This is a genomic window from Ruegeria sp. ABF4_144 (genome assembly GCF_056160045.1).
Window position 1 is genome coordinate 114,581 of sequence record NZ_JBSWWK010000002.1, and the last position, 15,764, is coordinate 130,344.

The 15,764-nt window shown below is 54.8% G+C and carries 12 protein-coding genes; 4 read left to right on the plus strand and 8 right to left on the minus strand.

Annotated elements, in window-relative coordinates:
* Positions 1-28 precede the first annotated feature (28 nt).
* Genes ACXAGD_RS18900 through ACXAGD_RS18910 form a run of 3 tightly spaced genes read left to right on the plus strand, consistent with a single transcriptional unit; the run spans position 29 to position 4,738 of the window.
* Positions 29-3,166: an ATP-binding protein gene (locus ACXAGD_RS18900; RefSeq protein WP_475212880.1), complete on the plus strand. Its 3,138-nt coding sequence runs from the start codon at positions 29-31 to the stop codon at positions 3,164-3,166.
* A gap of 21 nt (positions 3,167-3,187) precedes the next feature.
* Positions 3,188-4,537, plus strand: a complete 1,350-nt coding sequence (locus ACXAGD_RS18905) for an FAD-binding protein (protein WP_475212882.1) — start codon at positions 3,188-3,190, stop codon at positions 4,535-4,537.
* Positions 4,538-4,564: 27 nt separating this feature from the next.
* Positions 4,565-4,738: a winged helix-turn-helix transcriptional regulator gene (locus tag ACXAGD_RS18910; protein WP_475212884.1), complete on the plus strand. Its 174-nt coding sequence runs from the start codon at positions 4,565-4,567 to the stop codon at positions 4,736-4,738.
* Positions 4,739-4,814: 76 nt separating this feature from the next.
* Here the strand turns inward: ACXAGD_RS18910 and ACXAGD_RS18915 are convergent, their stop codons facing one another.
* The 7 genes from ACXAGD_RS18915 to ACXAGD_RS18945 all read right to left on the minus strand — a co-directional run bounded on the left by ACXAGD_RS18915 (position 4,815) and on the right by ACXAGD_RS18945 (position 13,806).
* Positions 4,815-7,955: an efflux RND transporter permease subunit gene (locus ACXAGD_RS18915; protein WP_475212886.1), complete on the minus strand. Its 3,141-nt coding sequence runs from the start codon at positions 7,953-7,955 to the stop codon at positions 4,815-4,817.
* Between the two features lie 4 nt (positions 7,956-7,959).
* Positions 7,960-8,988 carry an efflux RND transporter periplasmic adaptor subunit gene (locus tag ACXAGD_RS18920; RefSeq protein WP_475212888.1) on the minus strand — a complete coding sequence of 343 codons (1,029 nt, stop codon included), beginning with the start codon at positions 8,986-8,988 and terminating at the stop codon, positions 7,960-7,962.
* Between the two features lie 775 nt (positions 8,989-9,763).
* Positions 9,764-11,074 carry a multicopper oxidase family protein gene (locus ACXAGD_RS18925; RefSeq protein WP_475212890.1) on the minus strand — a complete coding sequence of 437 codons (1,311 nt, stop codon included), beginning with the start codon at positions 11,072-11,074 and terminating at the stop codon, positions 9,764-9,766.
* 8 nt (positions 11,075-11,082) lie between these two features.
* On the minus strand, positions 11,083-11,919 hold the full coding sequence (locus ACXAGD_RS18930) for a copper resistance D family protein (RefSeq protein ID WP_475212892.1): 837 nt from the start codon (positions 11,917-11,919) through the stop codon (positions 11,083-11,085).
* 32 nt (positions 11,920-11,951) lie between these two features.
* Positions 11,952-12,293 (minus strand): copper resistance CopC family protein, encoded by a 342-nt coding sequence (locus tag ACXAGD_RS18935; RefSeq protein ID WP_475212894.1) that lies wholly within the window; start codon positions 12,291-12,293, stop codon positions 11,952-11,954.
* Between the two features lie 11 nt (positions 12,294-12,304).
* Positions 12,305-12,736, minus strand: coding sequence for a c-type cytochrome (locus tag ACXAGD_RS18940; protein ID WP_475212895.1), 432 nt, complete (start codon positions 12,734-12,736; stop codon positions 12,305-12,307).
* Between the two features lie 674 nt (positions 12,737-13,410).
* Positions 13,411-13,806: a RidA family protein gene (locus ACXAGD_RS18945; RefSeq protein WP_475212897.1), complete on the minus strand. Its 396-nt coding sequence runs from the start codon at positions 13,804-13,806 to the stop codon at positions 13,411-13,413.
* Between the two features lie 86 nt (positions 13,807-13,892).
* Between ACXAGD_RS18945 and ACXAGD_RS18950 the strand changes: the two genes are divergently transcribed.
* Positions 13,893-14,627, plus strand: coding sequence for a helix-turn-helix transcriptional regulator (locus ACXAGD_RS18950; RefSeq protein ID WP_475212898.1), 735 nt, complete (start codon positions 13,893-13,895; stop codon positions 14,625-14,627).
* 122 nt (positions 14,628-14,749) lie between these two features.
* On the opposite strand, the gene ACXAGD_RS18955 is transcribed toward ACXAGD_RS18950, so the two are convergent.
* Positions 14,750-15,631, minus strand: a complete 882-nt coding sequence (locus tag ACXAGD_RS18955) for a LysR family transcriptional regulator (protein ID WP_475212899.1) — start codon at positions 15,629-15,631, stop codon at positions 14,750-14,752.
* Positions 15,632-15,764 lie beyond the last annotated feature (133 nt).

The following is a 15,764-nucleotide window of genomic DNA, read 5'->3' on the forward strand; positions in this document are numbered from 1 at the left end:
GGTTTAGGTTAGGAGGGCGCTAGATCTGATGCACACAACAGAAAGCCGTCAAGTCACAGTGCTGAACTGCGATTTGGTCAATTCTGTCGGGCTCACACTCGAACTCGGGGTGGAAGACTACAGCGAACTGCTTCGCGAGTTCTTCGACAGAATCCGAGCCGCTACGCAGCCATGGCGCGGCTTCGAGCACTCATCGCATGGGGACGGTGTCTATTTTTTGTTTGGTTATCCGAATGCAGAAGAAACTGCGGCGGAAAACGCGGTGCGAGCCGCGCTCGCTATTCTGACGAACCTCGGGCAAAGCACACGATTCCGCGATCAGTTGCATGCGCGAATAGGCATAGCGACAAGCATGTTGCTGTTTGGGGCAATCACCCACCACAAGAAACATGACGCTATCGGTGATGCAATGAACCGAGTGGCCAGGCTGCAGGAGCTCGTGGAGTCCGACGCGATAGCGATAAGCCACGAAACCCGTCTATTACTTGGAGACACGTTTAAACTTGAGAACTTGGGGCTGCGCAGTCTCAAGGGATATAGCGACCCGTTGCAGGCTTGGGGGGTCGTCAGGGAGCGGTCACGCGGGACAAGGTTCGATAAACTCAGGGGGGTTCGTCGAACTTCGCTCATCGGTCGTGATCACGAGTGGTCGGCTCTGTATACGCTATGGGAAAAAGCGCAAGAAGGGACCGGGCAGATCGCCGTTCTAAGCGGTGAGGCAGGTATCGGTAAGTCGCGTCTTGCGCACGAACTTGTAGAACGGGTGAACGCGAAGCAGGACGCTGTTTGTGTGCTGCAATGCGAACCACATTTGGTGCGCAGCCAACTCGCTCCTGTTGGTGCATACTTGCTTCAAAGGGCCAAGATTGACCCCGACGACTCCGAAGCCGTTAAGCTCAAAAAGCTGGCGAATTCGACCAACGCGGATTTTCAACCTGCCTTCGACGAAGCGCTATCGTTTCTTGCCGAATTTCTTTCAATACGCCACAAGTCGAAACAAGCTCGGCGGGACGTTTCTTCGGTTCTGCATCTGCGAAAGCTGCTGGATGCCATTACTCGTTTGCTAGTCGGCAGGTCACAGGATGCGCCCCGTCTGGTCGTGGTTGAGGACATTCATTGGGCCGATGACTCGACACTGAAGCTTTTGGATCGCCTGAGTGAGGTCGTGCCGAATGGTCCGAACCTCTTGGTCCTGACCACAAGAGGGCGCCACGAAGCGAGAATTTTCACCAACGACCATGTGGTGGGCATTCCGGTTTCAGCCCTGTCTGAATCTGATGCGGAAACGTTGGTTTCTGAATTGACGTCCGGCCCAAAGCTGCCAGTAAGCCAAATTCGGGCCATCTTGGACTGGAGCGACGGGGTTCCTCTCGACATTGAGGAACACACTCGCGTTGAGTTGTTAGAGTGGTCGCAGCGTTTTGCAGGTGAAAACAGTGCGGGCACAATGGTTGGAAATCCCGGTCACTTCGGCATTCCAGCCACCCGTCGAGATGCCATTAAATCGCATCTGGATCGACTGGATCGTTTCAGTCAGGAGACTGCTCAGGCCGCGGCGGTTATCGGAAAGCAGTTTACACACCGACAACTATTGGCCTTGCTTGAATGTTCCAGCCGGGCACTTACTGACAGTCTCGACGCGCTTGAAAGTGCGGACGTCATACGCAAATCGGATATAGGCGGGACGGAAGACTATTGTTTTCGCCATGCGCGCTACCGGGATGCCGCCTATGAGTCTCTGCCACGCGATAGGCGCCAGGCACACCATTCCCGTATTGTCGATTTCCTTCGGCGCGAACACCCAGGGCAGGTAAAAGCGCGGCCAGAACTCTTTGCCCATCATTTCGAGGCCGCCGGAGACGCCAGCACGGCAATTCGCTATTGGATTGCGGCCGGCAACCTGTCTTCGGTCAAGGGGGGCTACCTGGAGGCCGTCGTCCAGTACGAGCGTGCGGCGGCACTTCTAGACTCAGATCAGGGCTACTTAACATCAGATCCCGAGATAGAACTGCAGCTTCGGATTTCGCTTGGAACCGCCTTTGAGGTGCGTGACGGATTCTCGTGCGCGAACGCGAGAAAACACTATGAACGTGCCCTGCAGCTTTGCCGCGCTCAACGCAACCTGACCGACAGCAGGAACCTGTTCGCCACGTATTCGGGGTTTGGGTCCATGTTGATGGTTCGGGCAGATTTCAAGACAGCTCGAGAGATCGCGTCGGAATGTCGGGCCGAGGCGGAGGCGCGACAATCCAATCTGGGGAGAGTGATCGCAAAAAGGCTTGAGGGTGGCGCCAGTGTTCTTCAGGGACAGCTTGCCCGAGGCATTCGTGATCTCAATGAAGCAGTCGAACTCTACGACGCGCATTATCAAGAAACTTACGCATCCGATGAGTTTTATGCCCTTGATCACAAGGTAACTGCGAAGTGCTATCTGGCACTGGCCAAGATCGCGAAGGGTGAAATCAAAAGTGCCTTAGAAACGATCCGACAATGCGAGGAGTTCGCCAACCAACGTACGAACCTGCATTCACGAAACTACGTTTTGACCTATCACGCGGCCATTCATCATCTTCTTGACGATCAAAAGCAAACGATCGAAATAGCAACACGCAGCCGAAACATGGCGATTGAGCAAGGTTTCGGCAGCTGGGAAGGAATGTCGCGTATTCTGCTGGGCTACGCGCATTTGACGGAAGGTGAATTGCAGAAGGGCAAGGAAGAATTCCTGCTGGGCCGAAAAATCCACGAAAAGGGTATGGAGGCGCGACAATACCTGCCCTTTGTCATTTCGGTTGCGGCCAGAATGCAATTGCTGAGCGGCGACATCAAAACCGCACTGCTGACGAATGACCGGGCCATCGAGATCGCTGAAACGACTGACGAACAGTGGTATGTTCCCGAACTTCTTCGATTGAAGGGTGAACTACTTCTGCAGCAACAGGCTACGGAGGCGGCAATCGAATGCTTTGAGGAAGCGCAACAGCGTTCACTGGGCAACGGTTCGAACCTTTGGGCGCTACGGTCGTCGGCAAATCTTGCAAGGGTGTCGGGCGATGCAGAACTTAAAACACGTTCCCTTGCCGAGGTTTCTAACCTTTTGAGCGCGCTGCCTGAAATCAGCGGGTCGCCTGACGAAATCAGTTGTCGCGAATTGCTTTCACAGTGAATTGCCAAAGGGGGTGGCACCATGTCCAAGCAGAATAGCCAAACCTTTCGAAACTGGAACGACACGGCCCTGAGCGAGCCAACCGAGGTCGTCCACCCGGCGTCGATCACCGAGATTGTGGACGTTGTGCGCGATACAAAACGTTATCCGTCACCACTTCGTGTTGGTGGGAGTTTTCATTCCTTGAACGATTGCGCTTGCACCACAGGGACGCAGATCATTCTGGACCACTTCACCGACATTGACGTGGATGTGAAGAATTTCACTGTAACCGTCGGCTCTCACGTCAATATGCTTGGTCTGCGGGATGAGTTGAAGCTGCACAACATGTGCATCGAGGTCCAACCTGAAATCGGCAATGCAACAGCCGGATCAGTTGCTTGCTGCGGTACCAAAGACGCATCTTTAGGCCTACAAGGTCTTGGCCAGATAAGTTCCTGCGTAGTCGGGATACGCATGGTGAACGCTGAAGGCTTTGTCGAAACACTGACTGAGCGGAACAACCGGTACAAAATGCAGGCCGTCCGCTGTAGCTATGGATTGTTGGGTGTGATTTTTGAGGTCACGTTCAGGATCAAGCCGGAAAAAACGCTGCAATATCAATACGAATTTTTCAAACTTGACCCGCTGCCGGCTTTCGATGAGCTAGCGCAGTCTTCGGACGGGTTTCTTGGTTTTCTACAGCCCGCCAGCCGCAGGATGATTGTCGAAACGCGCAAAGTTACAGATGCGCATATAGGAGTATTTTCGAGAGCAAAGCGTCGGGTTCGGGACCGCATTTGGCAAGTGGTCGCGACGTTTGTCCTTTCTTGGTTGCCGTTTAACTGGTGGTACAGCGTCAGCGACTATTCCCTGATTGCATTCCTGAGACTGTATCGCTGGTCTGGGGGATTCAGAGCCCGCCGAGCCGACTCCATGCTGAATTTCAGGTTTGGCCGAAACCACTATTTTGACTTCACATTCTGGGCTGTACCCGTCAGCAAATGGGAAACCTTCGTTCCGGCCTATCTGGAGTTTTGTGATGAATTTAAAAGGAAGACGGGATTTCGGCAAAGTTTGACGACTGAAATATATTTCATTCAACGGGACCGAAACTCGTTGCTGTCCTTTTCCCGCAACGAAGCCATCTTCACCATGGATCCGGTAGATACGCGTGCGAATGATCCGCTGTGGGCTGGTTTCAACCGACGTTTCAACGACTTTGCCGTTGCGCGCGGTGCGCGTCCGTTGTTGAATCAGACAAAGCAACTTCGCAAAAAACATGTATCAGGCGCGCTTGGAAGAGATTGGATCAGGTTTGCCGCTATGCGCCACAAGGCCGATCCGAAGGACCGTTTCTTAAACTCCTATTTTGCGGCTTTGCTGCCTTGAAAGCCATGCAAGAGGCCGAACGGTCGAATGACAGCGCCAAATTTTGAGCCTTGTTCAAAGCCCAAGACTTGGCCCGTTGTGAAGCTATTGGTGTCGCGTACTGCCTACGATGAAATACCGCCCCGCGTGGAGTATGATTTGACCCCTACAGGAGAGTCACTGAACTTGCCGCTCCACACTCTCTCGGAATGGGCAACTTAAAAGAAAGACGACATCGATCTCGCTGGGGCGGCCCATGACCGGCGAGCCGCCGCGAAACCGAAATTGTCCGACCTATCTAAAGGGCGTTTTCACCACCAACGGTATTGCTTTTTCCATGCACTTTCTCTCTGAACCGCTGTGCGATTATGTATAGGGACGGTATGAGGAATATGCCGACAAGAGCAGCTGCGATCATCCCCCCGAACACCGGCGTACCGACACCGCGGCGCGCGAGCATCGAGGCCCCGTCGGCCACAACCAGTGGGTAGAGCCCGGCGATGAACGCAAAGCTGGTCATCATGACCGCACGGAAACGCGCACGGGCACCTTGGGTTGCGGCATCAACAGCGCTTAGCCCCTGCCGATACCGATCCATCGCAAATTCGACAATCAAAATTGCGTTCTTGGCAGCCAGCGCGATCAGGACGACCAGTCCGATCTGAGCGTAGAGGTTGTTCTGAAGACCAAGTAACAGCAACGCGCCCAATGCGCCGCACACCGCAAAGGTGACCGAGAACAGAACCGCAAGGGGTATCGTCCAGCTCTCGTACAGCGCGACAAGAAAGAGGTAGGCGAACAACAAAGCAAGCCCCAGAACGATAGGCGTTTTCCCTGCGGCCTCAATCTCTTGCTGTGCTGTGCCTGTCCAATCGTAACTGTATCCCTCTGGCAGTGTCTTTGCGGCAATTTCCTCCATCGCCGCGATGGCCTCGCCCGTTGATGTACCCGGTGCCGGCCCGCCGTTGATGGTGACGGCCTGGAAGTTGTTGTACCGGGTCACCATTTGCGGACCCAATACGAGGTCTACATTCGCCACAGCGCGTATAGGTACCATCTCTCCATCGCTATTCCGCACGTGAATGCGCGCAATGTCCCCGACATTGGCCCGGTATTTTTGATCAGCTTGAAGATTGACCTGCCACGTCCGGCCAAAGAGGTTCATGTCGTTCACATGATACCCGCCCAACGTGACCTGCATGGCCCGGAACAGATCGTCGACATCCACGCCAAGCGTCTGCAGTTTTTTGCGATCGAGGTCGAGGTTCAGCTTTGGGGATTGTGCAGAAAATGTCGTGTAGACTCCGGCCAATCGAGGGTCGGAATTGGCGGTTGTGACGAGCCCCGCTGCTGCCGCACCGAGATCCAAAACACTGCCGCCATGCAGGTCCAGAAGTTCGAACTCGAACCCGGCACCTGTGCCCAAGCCAAGGATCGGTGGAAGATTGAACGGAAAGGCGATGGCGTCTTCCAGACCGGCGAACTCGCTTCGGACATGCCTGATCGAGGACTTGACGGACAATGCAGGATCGGTCCGGTCTTCGAAGGGCTGCATGATTGCGATGCCAAATCCGCTGTTGGATTTGTTCAGGCCGTCGACAAAGCTGAAGCCAGTGACCGTCATGACATCCTGCACACCGGGTGCGGCTTTCATGATGGTTGCGACGTCTTCCATCACTTTGGTCGTACGATTGATCGAGGACCCTTCGGGCAACGCCACCTCAACAAAATAGGCCCCTTGGTCTTCGACCGGCAGAAAGCCGGATGGCGCGGTTTTGAACAGCCAGCCTGCACCGAAAAGGGCAAAGCCAAGCAGTAGCACTGCCAATATCGCGCGACGAGCCAGAATTGTGACCACATAGGCATAGCCATCGCGTGCATTGTCTATTCGGCGCGAAATCCAGGCGAGCGGGCCACGTTTGGGGCCGCTTTCCCGACGCAACAGCACCGCGCATAGTGCTGGACTAAGCGTCAGGGCGTTCAACGCAGAGATCAGCATTGAGAAAGAGACGGCGACCGCGAATTGCTGAAACATCGTTCCGGTGATGCCGGGTATGAATGCAACGGGTACAAATACCGAAAGCAGCACGCATGTGATCGCCAGAATAGGGGCAGTGATCTGCTTCATGGCCTCGCCAGTGGCTTCCGCCACGGACATCTCAGGGTTTTCGCCCATAACCTTTTCGACGTTTTCAATCACCACGATCGCATCATCCACAACGATGCCGATCGCAAGCACCAGCGCCAGCAGCGAAACGGTGTTGAGCGAGAACCCTAAAGCTAGAATGAATGTCAGTGCGCCGACAAGTGATACGGGAACCGCGATCAGGGGGATTAGGGCCATCCGCAGGCTGCCCAGAAACAAGAAGACGACGATAACCACAAGTCCAAACGCCTGTATCAGCGTTTTCACGACTTCGTCGATACTTGCGCGGACGAAGGTTACCGAGTTGTAGGGGACGCTCCATTTGACCCCATCGGGAAAGGCGCTTTGCAGCCCGGTCAGCGCCTCGTTGATGCCCTTTGAAGTATCCAGCGCATTTGCTCCCGGCTCAAGATAGACACCGATCATCGCCGCCGGTTTATTGTCAAACGAGGCAAAGGAATCCCGTGTTTTTGCGCCAAGCTCTACCCGTGCAATATCGCCGATAAGAACGAACGAACCATCGGGCAGGGCGCGGACGACCACATTTTCGAACTCGTCAGTACTGTTCAATCGACCCTGTGTCTGGATATTCAGCTGAAAGACCGGGTCATTTGCCATCGGTTGAGCGCCGACACGTCCCACCGCGGCCTGAACGTTCTGTGCATTGAGCGCCGCGATCACATCGTCAACGGTCACGGAAAGGCTGGTCATCTTGTCGATATCGAGCCAGATCCGCATCGAATAATCCAATGCGCCGAAGAGGGTGGCATCCCCTACGCCGGGCGACCTTTTGATACTGTCGAGGACGTTGATGGTCGCGAAATTCGAAAGGAAAAGATCGTCATTCTTCGGATCGTCGGACGTTATGGCGACGACCTGCAGCAGCGCCGAGGACTTCTTTTTGGTATTTACACCTGCGCGTGTTACTTCTTCGGGCAATGCGGACATGGCCAAGCTGACACGGTTCTGTACGTTGACCGCGTTGATATCGGGGTCGGTCCCGGGTTCAAATGTTACCTGCAGGTTATAGCTGCCGTCTGCCCCGCTCGTGGATTTCATGTAGAGCATGTCGCTGACGCCGATCACCTGTTCTTCGATGATCTGGGCAACCGTTGACTCGACAACTTCGGCACCAGCGCCGGGATAGCTGGTTGTCACCTGAACCTGAGGCGGCACAATATCGGGAAGCTGTTCCACCGGCAGTTGAGTAATGGAAATCAGACCAGCCAGCGTGATCACGACCGAAATGACGATTGCAAACCGGGGGCGACGGATGAAAAGTTGTGAGATCATTTGATCAGTTCCCGCCGGTGGTCGATGAGGTGTCTTGGGGCGTTGAAACACTCACCTCAGCACCGGCGTGGACCTTCTGCAGGCCATCGGTGATAACTTTGTCACCCTCGCTCAGACCGCCTGAAACAACGGCTTCGGTTCCTTCAGTACGGTCCAGTTGAATCTGCGTTTTCTTGGCTTTTCCGTCGCTTCCAACCGTGAACACAAAGTAACCGGACTGATCCTTTTGCAAGGACTTGGCGGGGATTACCAACGATTTTTGCTGTGAAGGATCAGTAACGACGACCCGCACCAATTGATTGTCGATGAGTGACCCATCTGGATTGGGAAAGGAACCACGGACCAGAACTGAATCCGTGCCTGACTGCACCTCGGTATCGGTCACATCGATGCTGCCCGTTTGGCCATAAGTTGTGCCATCGGCGAGGACTAACTGCAGTTTCAAGGGTTCGGAGGCCGACGCCTTGGCGCGGCGCGCGCGAAATTCAAGCAATTCGGCTTCGGTCACCGGAAATGTCACGCGGATGGGGTCGACACTGGATAGCGACAGCAGCGTTCCGCCGTCGGGGCTGACAAAAGCGCCAACGGAAAGATCGGTCAGCCCGATCCGGCCGTCAAAGGGCGCAGTAATTTTTGTGTAGGACAGGTTAAGCTGTGCGTTTTGGAGACTACCTTGCAGCTCAAGAATTTGCCCGTCCGCTTCACCTTGCTGCGCCTCTGCTTTCTGCACGACTGCTTGCGGAGTGTCACCTTTAGCATAAAGCTTTTGCTGCCGGTCCAGCTCAATATCGGCAAGTTTCTTTGCCGCCTCTGCGGCTTTTATCTGACCCTGAATTTCTGTGACCGTCGCCTCGTAAGAATCCGGTTCGATCTCGATCAGGACATCCGAGGCTGCGACGGTCTTGCCGTCCTTGTAGTTGATGGACTTCACAAACCCGGGCACGCGGGCGATCAGGTCCACTCGGTTCACTGCTTCCACCCGGCCAGTAAACACTTCGGTTAACGATACCGGCTTCATTTCTGCCGCGGTCACGCTAACTTTCGGTTTCGCTTGGCTTTCCTGCGCCATGACAACGGAAGGATTCAGACCAAAGTGCAGAACTATTGCGACGACTAACGGCCTTACTGGCACGGCTCATCCTCCTAAATAATTTTAAGAATTTTCTAGTTGGCGCCAAAGTACCGAATTGATTTTGAGAATCCAGCAGCTGACGCTAAGTACCTTGCCCGCAAAGACAAATAAGTGAAAGTTGTTGCAGATTAGGCAATACAGCTCAGTTCCAGGGCTGCGCTCTCCAAACAGGCGTTGCCGCCTTGCTGGAGTGCAAAGGGATAAACCTGCCTATGGTCGAGTTCATGCGCACCGGTTGGCACGGCGAGATGTGGGGTTGCGCCCGTCTGATCCCTGATGCGACCCAAGGTGTCCGGCGCTTTTTCGCGAATGTCAGATGTGGCCAGCGCAGAGCAGGCAAGAGTGATCAGACTCGGGCCGGGTTTGTGGCTTTTATCCCTTACCTGCGCGAGCGTGACGAGGATCGCCCATACGATAAGCGAGGATCAAACTACGATCCCCCCAGATACAGCTGTACCACTCTGAGCCTTATGTTAACTGTCTTGGCTGGCAGTGCTGCTGTCAGATGGATGTCAATTGTGCGCCAAGCTAGTCACTGTTTCACCGGCATCGCGTCAATGGTGTGATGGATTGCAGTGTGTTTGCACTTCCTGAACTTGCTTGTCGTCGATTGTGCATCATTTGGGTTGCCCTTTTATTTTGTCCTCGTGGTAGGGCGCGATGATCAGATTGTGCTTTATGCAACTTCCACCCATGTTTTCATTCCTGCAGCCTGGTGCCCAAGCATGTGACAGTGCAGTAGCCATTTTCCGGGGTTGTCGAAAACGCAAACGATTTCGCGGGTCTCGCCAGGATTCACAAGTGTTGTATCCCGGAAAGCACCCAAGTCACCGTCCGCTTTGGCCTCAAAGAAGTGGTGCCCATGCAGGTGGATGCCGTGTGGGAAACGGGTGTCGTTCACCAGACGGATGCGGGCCGTTTGGCCACGTTCAAACTTATGGAATGGTGTGTCCGTTAGGCCGGATTGCCCGTTGAACGCCCAAATATCCGTTTGCGTGCTTGCGGGGCGGCTCATCGCCCCGCCTTGCATGGTGAGCGTCAGAGCCACGGCATTGTCTAAGTCCGGTTGTTCCTGCACATTGGGTGGCAGTGCGGCTATAGTGGAAGGTCTACGCGTGGTGTTCTCCCCCTGAACAGGGATGTCACCCAGCAGGTAGGGATCGTCGCGCGTTGGAAAGACAAACGCGATCTGATCGTCTGACGTGACATCTGCAATGATATCTGTGCGCTGTGCCGGTGCGAGGACGAGGTTCGAAATTGTTAGCGGGCGAGGCAGGGGCATACCGTCGAACGCAACAATTTTGCCGTCGATCCCTTCAAGTTCGATCGGGAAAATCCGGTCTGTTGCGACGTTGATCAACCGCAACCGCACGCGATCACCGCGTCGGACCGGCGCATCCGGCTCAACCAACGCACGGGCAAAGTTGCCTAGTCGTCCCTGATGTGCCTGATCGTGCCTGTTCTCAAAACCGTCAGCCAGCGCACCGTCTTCGGTCAAGCGCCAGTCGTCAATCATAACGATCAGATCGTGATCCACATCGGGTGGTGCTAGTTCCTCAACAATCAGTGGACCATAGAGACCCTTGGCAACCTGTTCCCAAGACCGATTGTGCGAGTGATACCAAAATGTCCCCGCATCGGGTGTCCGAAAGCTGTATTCGAAGTCAGTGCCCGGCTCGACAATGTCTTGGGTCATCCCCGGTACGCCATCCATTGCGTTTTCAATGCGCAGCCCGTGCCAATGAACGGCCGAGCCTTCATCAATCTGGTTCAAAAACCGAATATCAATTGTATCACCTTGACGAGCGCGAAGCACCGGGCCGGGAGTGCTGCCGTTAAATCCAAGCATCTGGGTCGCCGGGTCGCGTTTGGGCAGGATTTGTGCACTGACGGGCTGTGCAACCAACTCCGCTGTTGTCGATGCAAGGACGATCGGCGGAACCAATGCCGCTGCGCTTGTTGTGATCAGGAAGGCGCGCCTGTTCATGGGATACCTCATTTCGGTAAGGTTAAAACGCTGGTGAGCGTCGCAGTTGCTGCAAGCACCATCAGAAGGACTGCGGTTTCGATTTCTATGGAACGTACCAGATGGCGCGCGGCTTTGTCGTCCCCGGCTTGCAAGGCCGGAACGAAGCGGAGCTTGTTTGCGGCTGCGAAGGTCAGGAGCACACTGACAAGAGCAAATTTGATCAACAGGACTTGCCCGTAGCCACTTGTCGTCAGATCCTTCAGGTCGCCCAGCAGCATCCAAGCCATCAGTAACCCAGCCAGAACCAAGCCGGGGACTATGATGGATGCAACCTGCCCAAACCGATGCCCCAACGTGGCTGCATTCCCCAAATGCCTTGGCTGCAGCGATAGGGCGCGCAATGGCCCAAGAACGCCGATCCAAAACGCAATGCCCAGAAGGTGCAGGAACAAAAACAAACGGGCGCCCGTTTGTTTCAATGCCGGGACATGCCCGATCTGAACAAACGACCACAGTGCGAGCATTCCACCTGCGAGTGCGATCCACTGTCCAATTTGGGGAATAAACACTCCAACGATGATCAATGTCGCCCCAGTGACCCGATAGACCAGAACATCGCCAACTGGGGTCTGCCATAGCAGTCCGAGCATTTCTGGATCGGTCATGCCATCGACGCTGCCCGTTAAAGCGCCGCCGCGCAGCAAGAAGCCAAGAACAGAGGCTGCAAGCGCGAGCCCCGCCAACAGCGCGGTCTGTACACGCATCCGATCGCTGATGGGCGTCACAAGGTCGGCAAACGCAGTTCGAATGATCAAAAGACCCGTCGACCCACCAATGCCAACATAGAGCATCAGCTTGGACAAAATCGCGCCTATTCCCCAGAAATCGGGCATGGTCAGTCCACTGTGAACGTGAACTCGCCCTGCATGGCGTGTCCGTCGATGCCCAAGCCACGCCATTCAATGCGATAGATGCCTTCACCCATGCTTTGAAGCGGGAGAGCAAATGTGCGGCCAAAACTTGTCTGATCTCCAAGATCAAGCGTGACGGTATGAACGTCCTGATGAGTCATGTTTACTTTTGTCAGGCGGATATCATCCGAGAAACTAAAGCTGACCTCAGAGGGCACTTCGGCAATTTTCGCGCCGTTTTCGGGTGTGGAGGACTCAACGCTTGAATGGGCAAAAGCGCCAGTGGCAAGGATAGAGATCAACGCGATAGTGGTGAGCATTTTCATTGGCAGGTTCCTCAGTCTATTCCATTGGCACGCTGGATTTCGCGGATGTAGTCGATGACCATGGCCACGTCACCACGGGTCAGGCCTTCAACTGGTGGCATGTCGCCAAATTGCCAGTGATGACTTCTGACCCCCATCGTAACAGCACGTTGAAAGGACTCATCTGCATGATGGCTGGGTTCATAGATAACATGGATCAGTGGTGGTCCTGCGCCTTCAAGGCCGACCGCGTTACTGCCGTGACATACGGCGCATGCGCTTTCGAAAATACGTTGCCCAACGGCCGCATTGCCGTCGATGGGTGGCATCCGAATTGCCACCATCGCGCCGCCCTCGCTCGGTGCCAACTGTGCGGCGTCGTCCACTGGGTCGGGGCGAAAAAAGAAGTATGCAGCCACTGCTGCCACGGCGCTTGCGCCGATCAAAAAGTGGTTTCGTTTCATGTACTGGTCCTAACCTTGAGTAACAGAGTTGCGCCGCAAATACGTTGCTGCACACTGGAACGTGTTCACTGCCGTGAACTGCGTCTGAAATCTGTTTCAAGTGTTAGGTGGTCTGTCCGGGTTATCCGGTTCATTGAGCGATGTGAGGCTTTTAACCTGCCATTCCAACACGATCGCCGATTGGGACAGTCTGGTTTCGGACATCTGTGCCGTAAGTACGAGAACGTTGCACAGGAAGGGATTGCACCCTTTGTGCGCCGTGCCGTCTGGCGCAGGTTTGGTGTCACTGTCTGGCGCGGCTGAAACATGGTCAGCGTGGTGCGCTTCAACGCCCATGGCTATTGTATCAAAACTATGCCCGCCAACGCAATCACTGGAGAGTGCATGCGCAATACTTCCGAGCCCCATAAAGAGGATCAAAAACACTGTAAGCACTGTCGTGGCTATCGGTCGAATGCACTTCACGCGGCGAACCTAAACCGGTTTCTGGTCTGACACAACGCGGATCATAGAGGGGTGTATTGCGCGAAGTAACGTGGGTTGCGCGCCCTCGGTTTTCAGCGCTTTCGGCGTTGACGGCAAACCAGGGAATAGACGCGCCACGCACGAAGTGTCGTGGCGCGGGTAAAAGTCGCCAATTGGACTCCAAACCAGCGGGCAGCTTTAGCTCTGCGCTATGCGGCCGCTGTTGCCTCAATCTCGAAAAGCAATTCCGGTATCGCGAGGCGCTTGACCCCGAGCAGGGTCATCGGTGGGGCAACCTGATGCGCGCCGAAACGCATACCCATCAGGTCAAAGTTCTTCAAGGCTTCGTCAACGTCCGTCGCATAGACGCCTAGTTTGACGACATTGCTCAAGTCCATGCCCGCGCCCTTCAGCACAGCTTCCAGATTGTCGAGGGCCAGGCCGATTTGCGCGCGCATGTCACCGGAATGTTGCGGTGCGCCTTTCTCGTCTACGGCAGTTTGGCCTGCACAAAAGAGCTGGCGCGTTGCGCCTTCGATGATTTCGGCTTGGTTGTAGCCCAGTTTAGTTGACCACTCCCATGGGTTCACTGCTGTTCGTTGCATGGCGCACTCTCCATAATTTGCGTTCTGGAGACGGTGTAATTCAAAACAGTGCCAAAATTTGGCACCATTGATGTTAAAGTACCAACATGAACATTCGACTTAGACAGGACGCCATCGTGCGGACGCTCCGCCGTAATGGCACCTCGACCATTGACGCCCTTGCGGATGAAGTTGGTGCATCTCGCCGGACCGTGTTGCGAGATATTGGTGCGCTCAGAGACGAAGGCTATGTGATTTATTCCGATGTTGGCCGTGGCGGTGGTCTGCGCCTTGATCCGCAATCGATGCAGACGACGGCAAGGCTTTCGGTACCTGAGGTCTTTGCCCTGCTGATTAGCGTGGCGGCCATGCGGGCGGCGGGGAACCTGCCGTTCTCCGAATTGGCGGATGCTGGACTCGCAAAGATCGAAAAGGCCTTGCCTGCGGACAAAGTGCGGGATTTGCGCACTTTCCTTGATTGCTTGCACATCGGTCGATTGTCGCCGTTGCAAGACTTGTCAGACATGAGAGTAATGGATCCCAAACTGCTATCAACTTTTCAGGTAGCGTTTCTTGGGCACCAACTTATCCGCTTTGACTATTGCGATGCCAAGGGGCGGCAGACTCAGCGCGAGGTTGAACCGCAGGCGATGCTCATCCTGCCGCCGCTGTGGTATCTTGTCGGATGGGATCCGTTGCGCGGGGGTTTTCGCCATTTCCGCATGGATAGGATCAGTCGGCCAGAGGCCGTCGTAGACAGCAGTTTCCGCCGTCGTCACGTGCCTTTTGAAGATGATGTTTGCCCTTATAAGGAATTGCAGCAACGATCGAAACATCGATGACCTCAAGACGTTGTCGCAGCGCTATGCTTGTCGAGTGAGGCCGAAAGATATTATGAACCTCAAATGCACTGCTTTGCGCAAAAAAAAGCGGGTCTTGCCTGCCCGCCTAGAAAGTGCAGTCTCTAAGCCAACGCTTCTTGCAAGTGCTTTGTGAAGGCGCGGGCTGAAGGTTTCGTATGGCGACCTCCTGCCAGGAGCGCGTTCACCTCGACATTTCCGATTGTCCAGTCAGGCAGCAGTTGCACGAGAGTTCCTGCTTCCAGTTCGTTCCTGCAACTCCAATACGACGTGCTGACAATACCCAATCCGGCGACCGCGGCCGTGGTTGTGCTTTCATTAACGGAAATCATCAGTTGGCTTTCGACACGGATGGATTGGACCTTACCGTCCTTCTCAAAGCTCCAACCCACTTTTCCAATGCTTGACGGGCCGAGGATGACCTGATGATCCACCAAATCAGAGGGCTGCTTTGGGTTGCCAGCTTTTTCTAGATAAGAAGGGGCGGCAACAACGACCCTTGGTGTCGCGCCCAGTTTGCGCGCGACCATCGTTGAATCTTCCAACGGTCCAAATCGGATCGCCACGTCGATAGCCTCATCAATCAAGTCCTGCATCGAATCCGTCAGGACAAGATCCACCTTGAGTTTTGGGTGTTGTTCCAGAAACGGTGGCAGGGCGGGTATGATCTCTCGTTGTGCAAAGCTCGCCGCTGCGCCGACGCGCAAACGACCGCGCAGCTCGCCAGTGCCCCTGACAAAGTGATTTGCCTCCTCGATGTCAGAGAGGATCGGCTCGATACGCGTCAAGTATTCTTCCCCGGCTTCTGTCAGCCGAACGGCATGCGTTGAACGCACAAACAACTGAACACCCAGCTCTTTCTCAAGGTTGGAAATGATCCGGGACACCGAAGGCTGAGATTTGCCGGTTTCTTTCCCCGCAGCGGTAAAGCTGCCGGTGCGTGCGACCCGCGAGAACAAACGTAAAGTGGAGAAGCTATCGGACATTCATATTATGAATAACAGTTAGGCATTTTGGCAGCCTACCCTCGAATTTCCTTATGAGCAACATTTGAGCGCAACGGTAGACGACGAACACGTCTGGCCGGTTGAACTCTGAAAACTCCGACGTAAACGCATT

Excerpts from the sequence above, each read along its gene's own strand:
- ACXAGD_RS18900 (WP_475212880.1), top strand. The coding sequence starts at position 29 with ATGCACACAACAGAAAGCCGTCAAGTCACAGTGCTGAACTGCGATTTG.
- ACXAGD_RS18905 (WP_475212882.1), top strand. The coding sequence starts at position 3,188 with ATGTCCAAGCAGAATAGCCAAACCTTTCGAAACTGGAACGACACGGCC.
- ACXAGD_RS18910 (WP_475212884.1), top strand. The coding sequence starts at position 4,565 with ATGACAGCGCCAAATTTTGAGCCTTGTTCAAAGCCCAAGACTTGGCCC.
- ACXAGD_RS18915 (WP_475212886.1), bottom strand. The coding sequence starts at position 7,955 with ATGATCTCACAACTTTTCATCCGTCGCCCCCGGTTTGCAATCGTCATT.
- ACXAGD_RS18925 (WP_475212890.1), bottom strand. The coding sequence starts at position 11,074 with ATGAACAGGCGCGCCTTCCTGATCACAACAAGCGCAGCGGCATTGGTT.
- ACXAGD_RS18935 (WP_475212894.1), bottom strand. The coding sequence starts at position 12,293 with ATGAAAATGCTCACCACTATCGCGTTGATCTCTATCCTTGCCACTGGC.
- ACXAGD_RS18940 (WP_475212895.1), bottom strand. The coding sequence starts at position 12,736 with ATGAAACGAAACCACTTTTTGATCGGCGCAAGCGCCGTGGCAGCAGTG.
- ACXAGD_RS18945 (WP_475212897.1), bottom strand. The coding sequence starts at position 13,806 with ATGCAACGAACAGCAGTGAACCCATGGGAGTGGTCAACTAAACTGGGC.
- ACXAGD_RS18950 (WP_475212898.1), top strand. The coding sequence starts at position 13,893 with ATGAACATTCGACTTAGACAGGACGCCATCGTGCGGACGCTCCGCCGT.
- ACXAGD_RS18955 (WP_475212899.1), bottom strand. The coding sequence starts at position 15,631 with ATGTCCGATAGCTTCTCCACTTTACGTTTGTTCTCGCGGGTCGCACGC.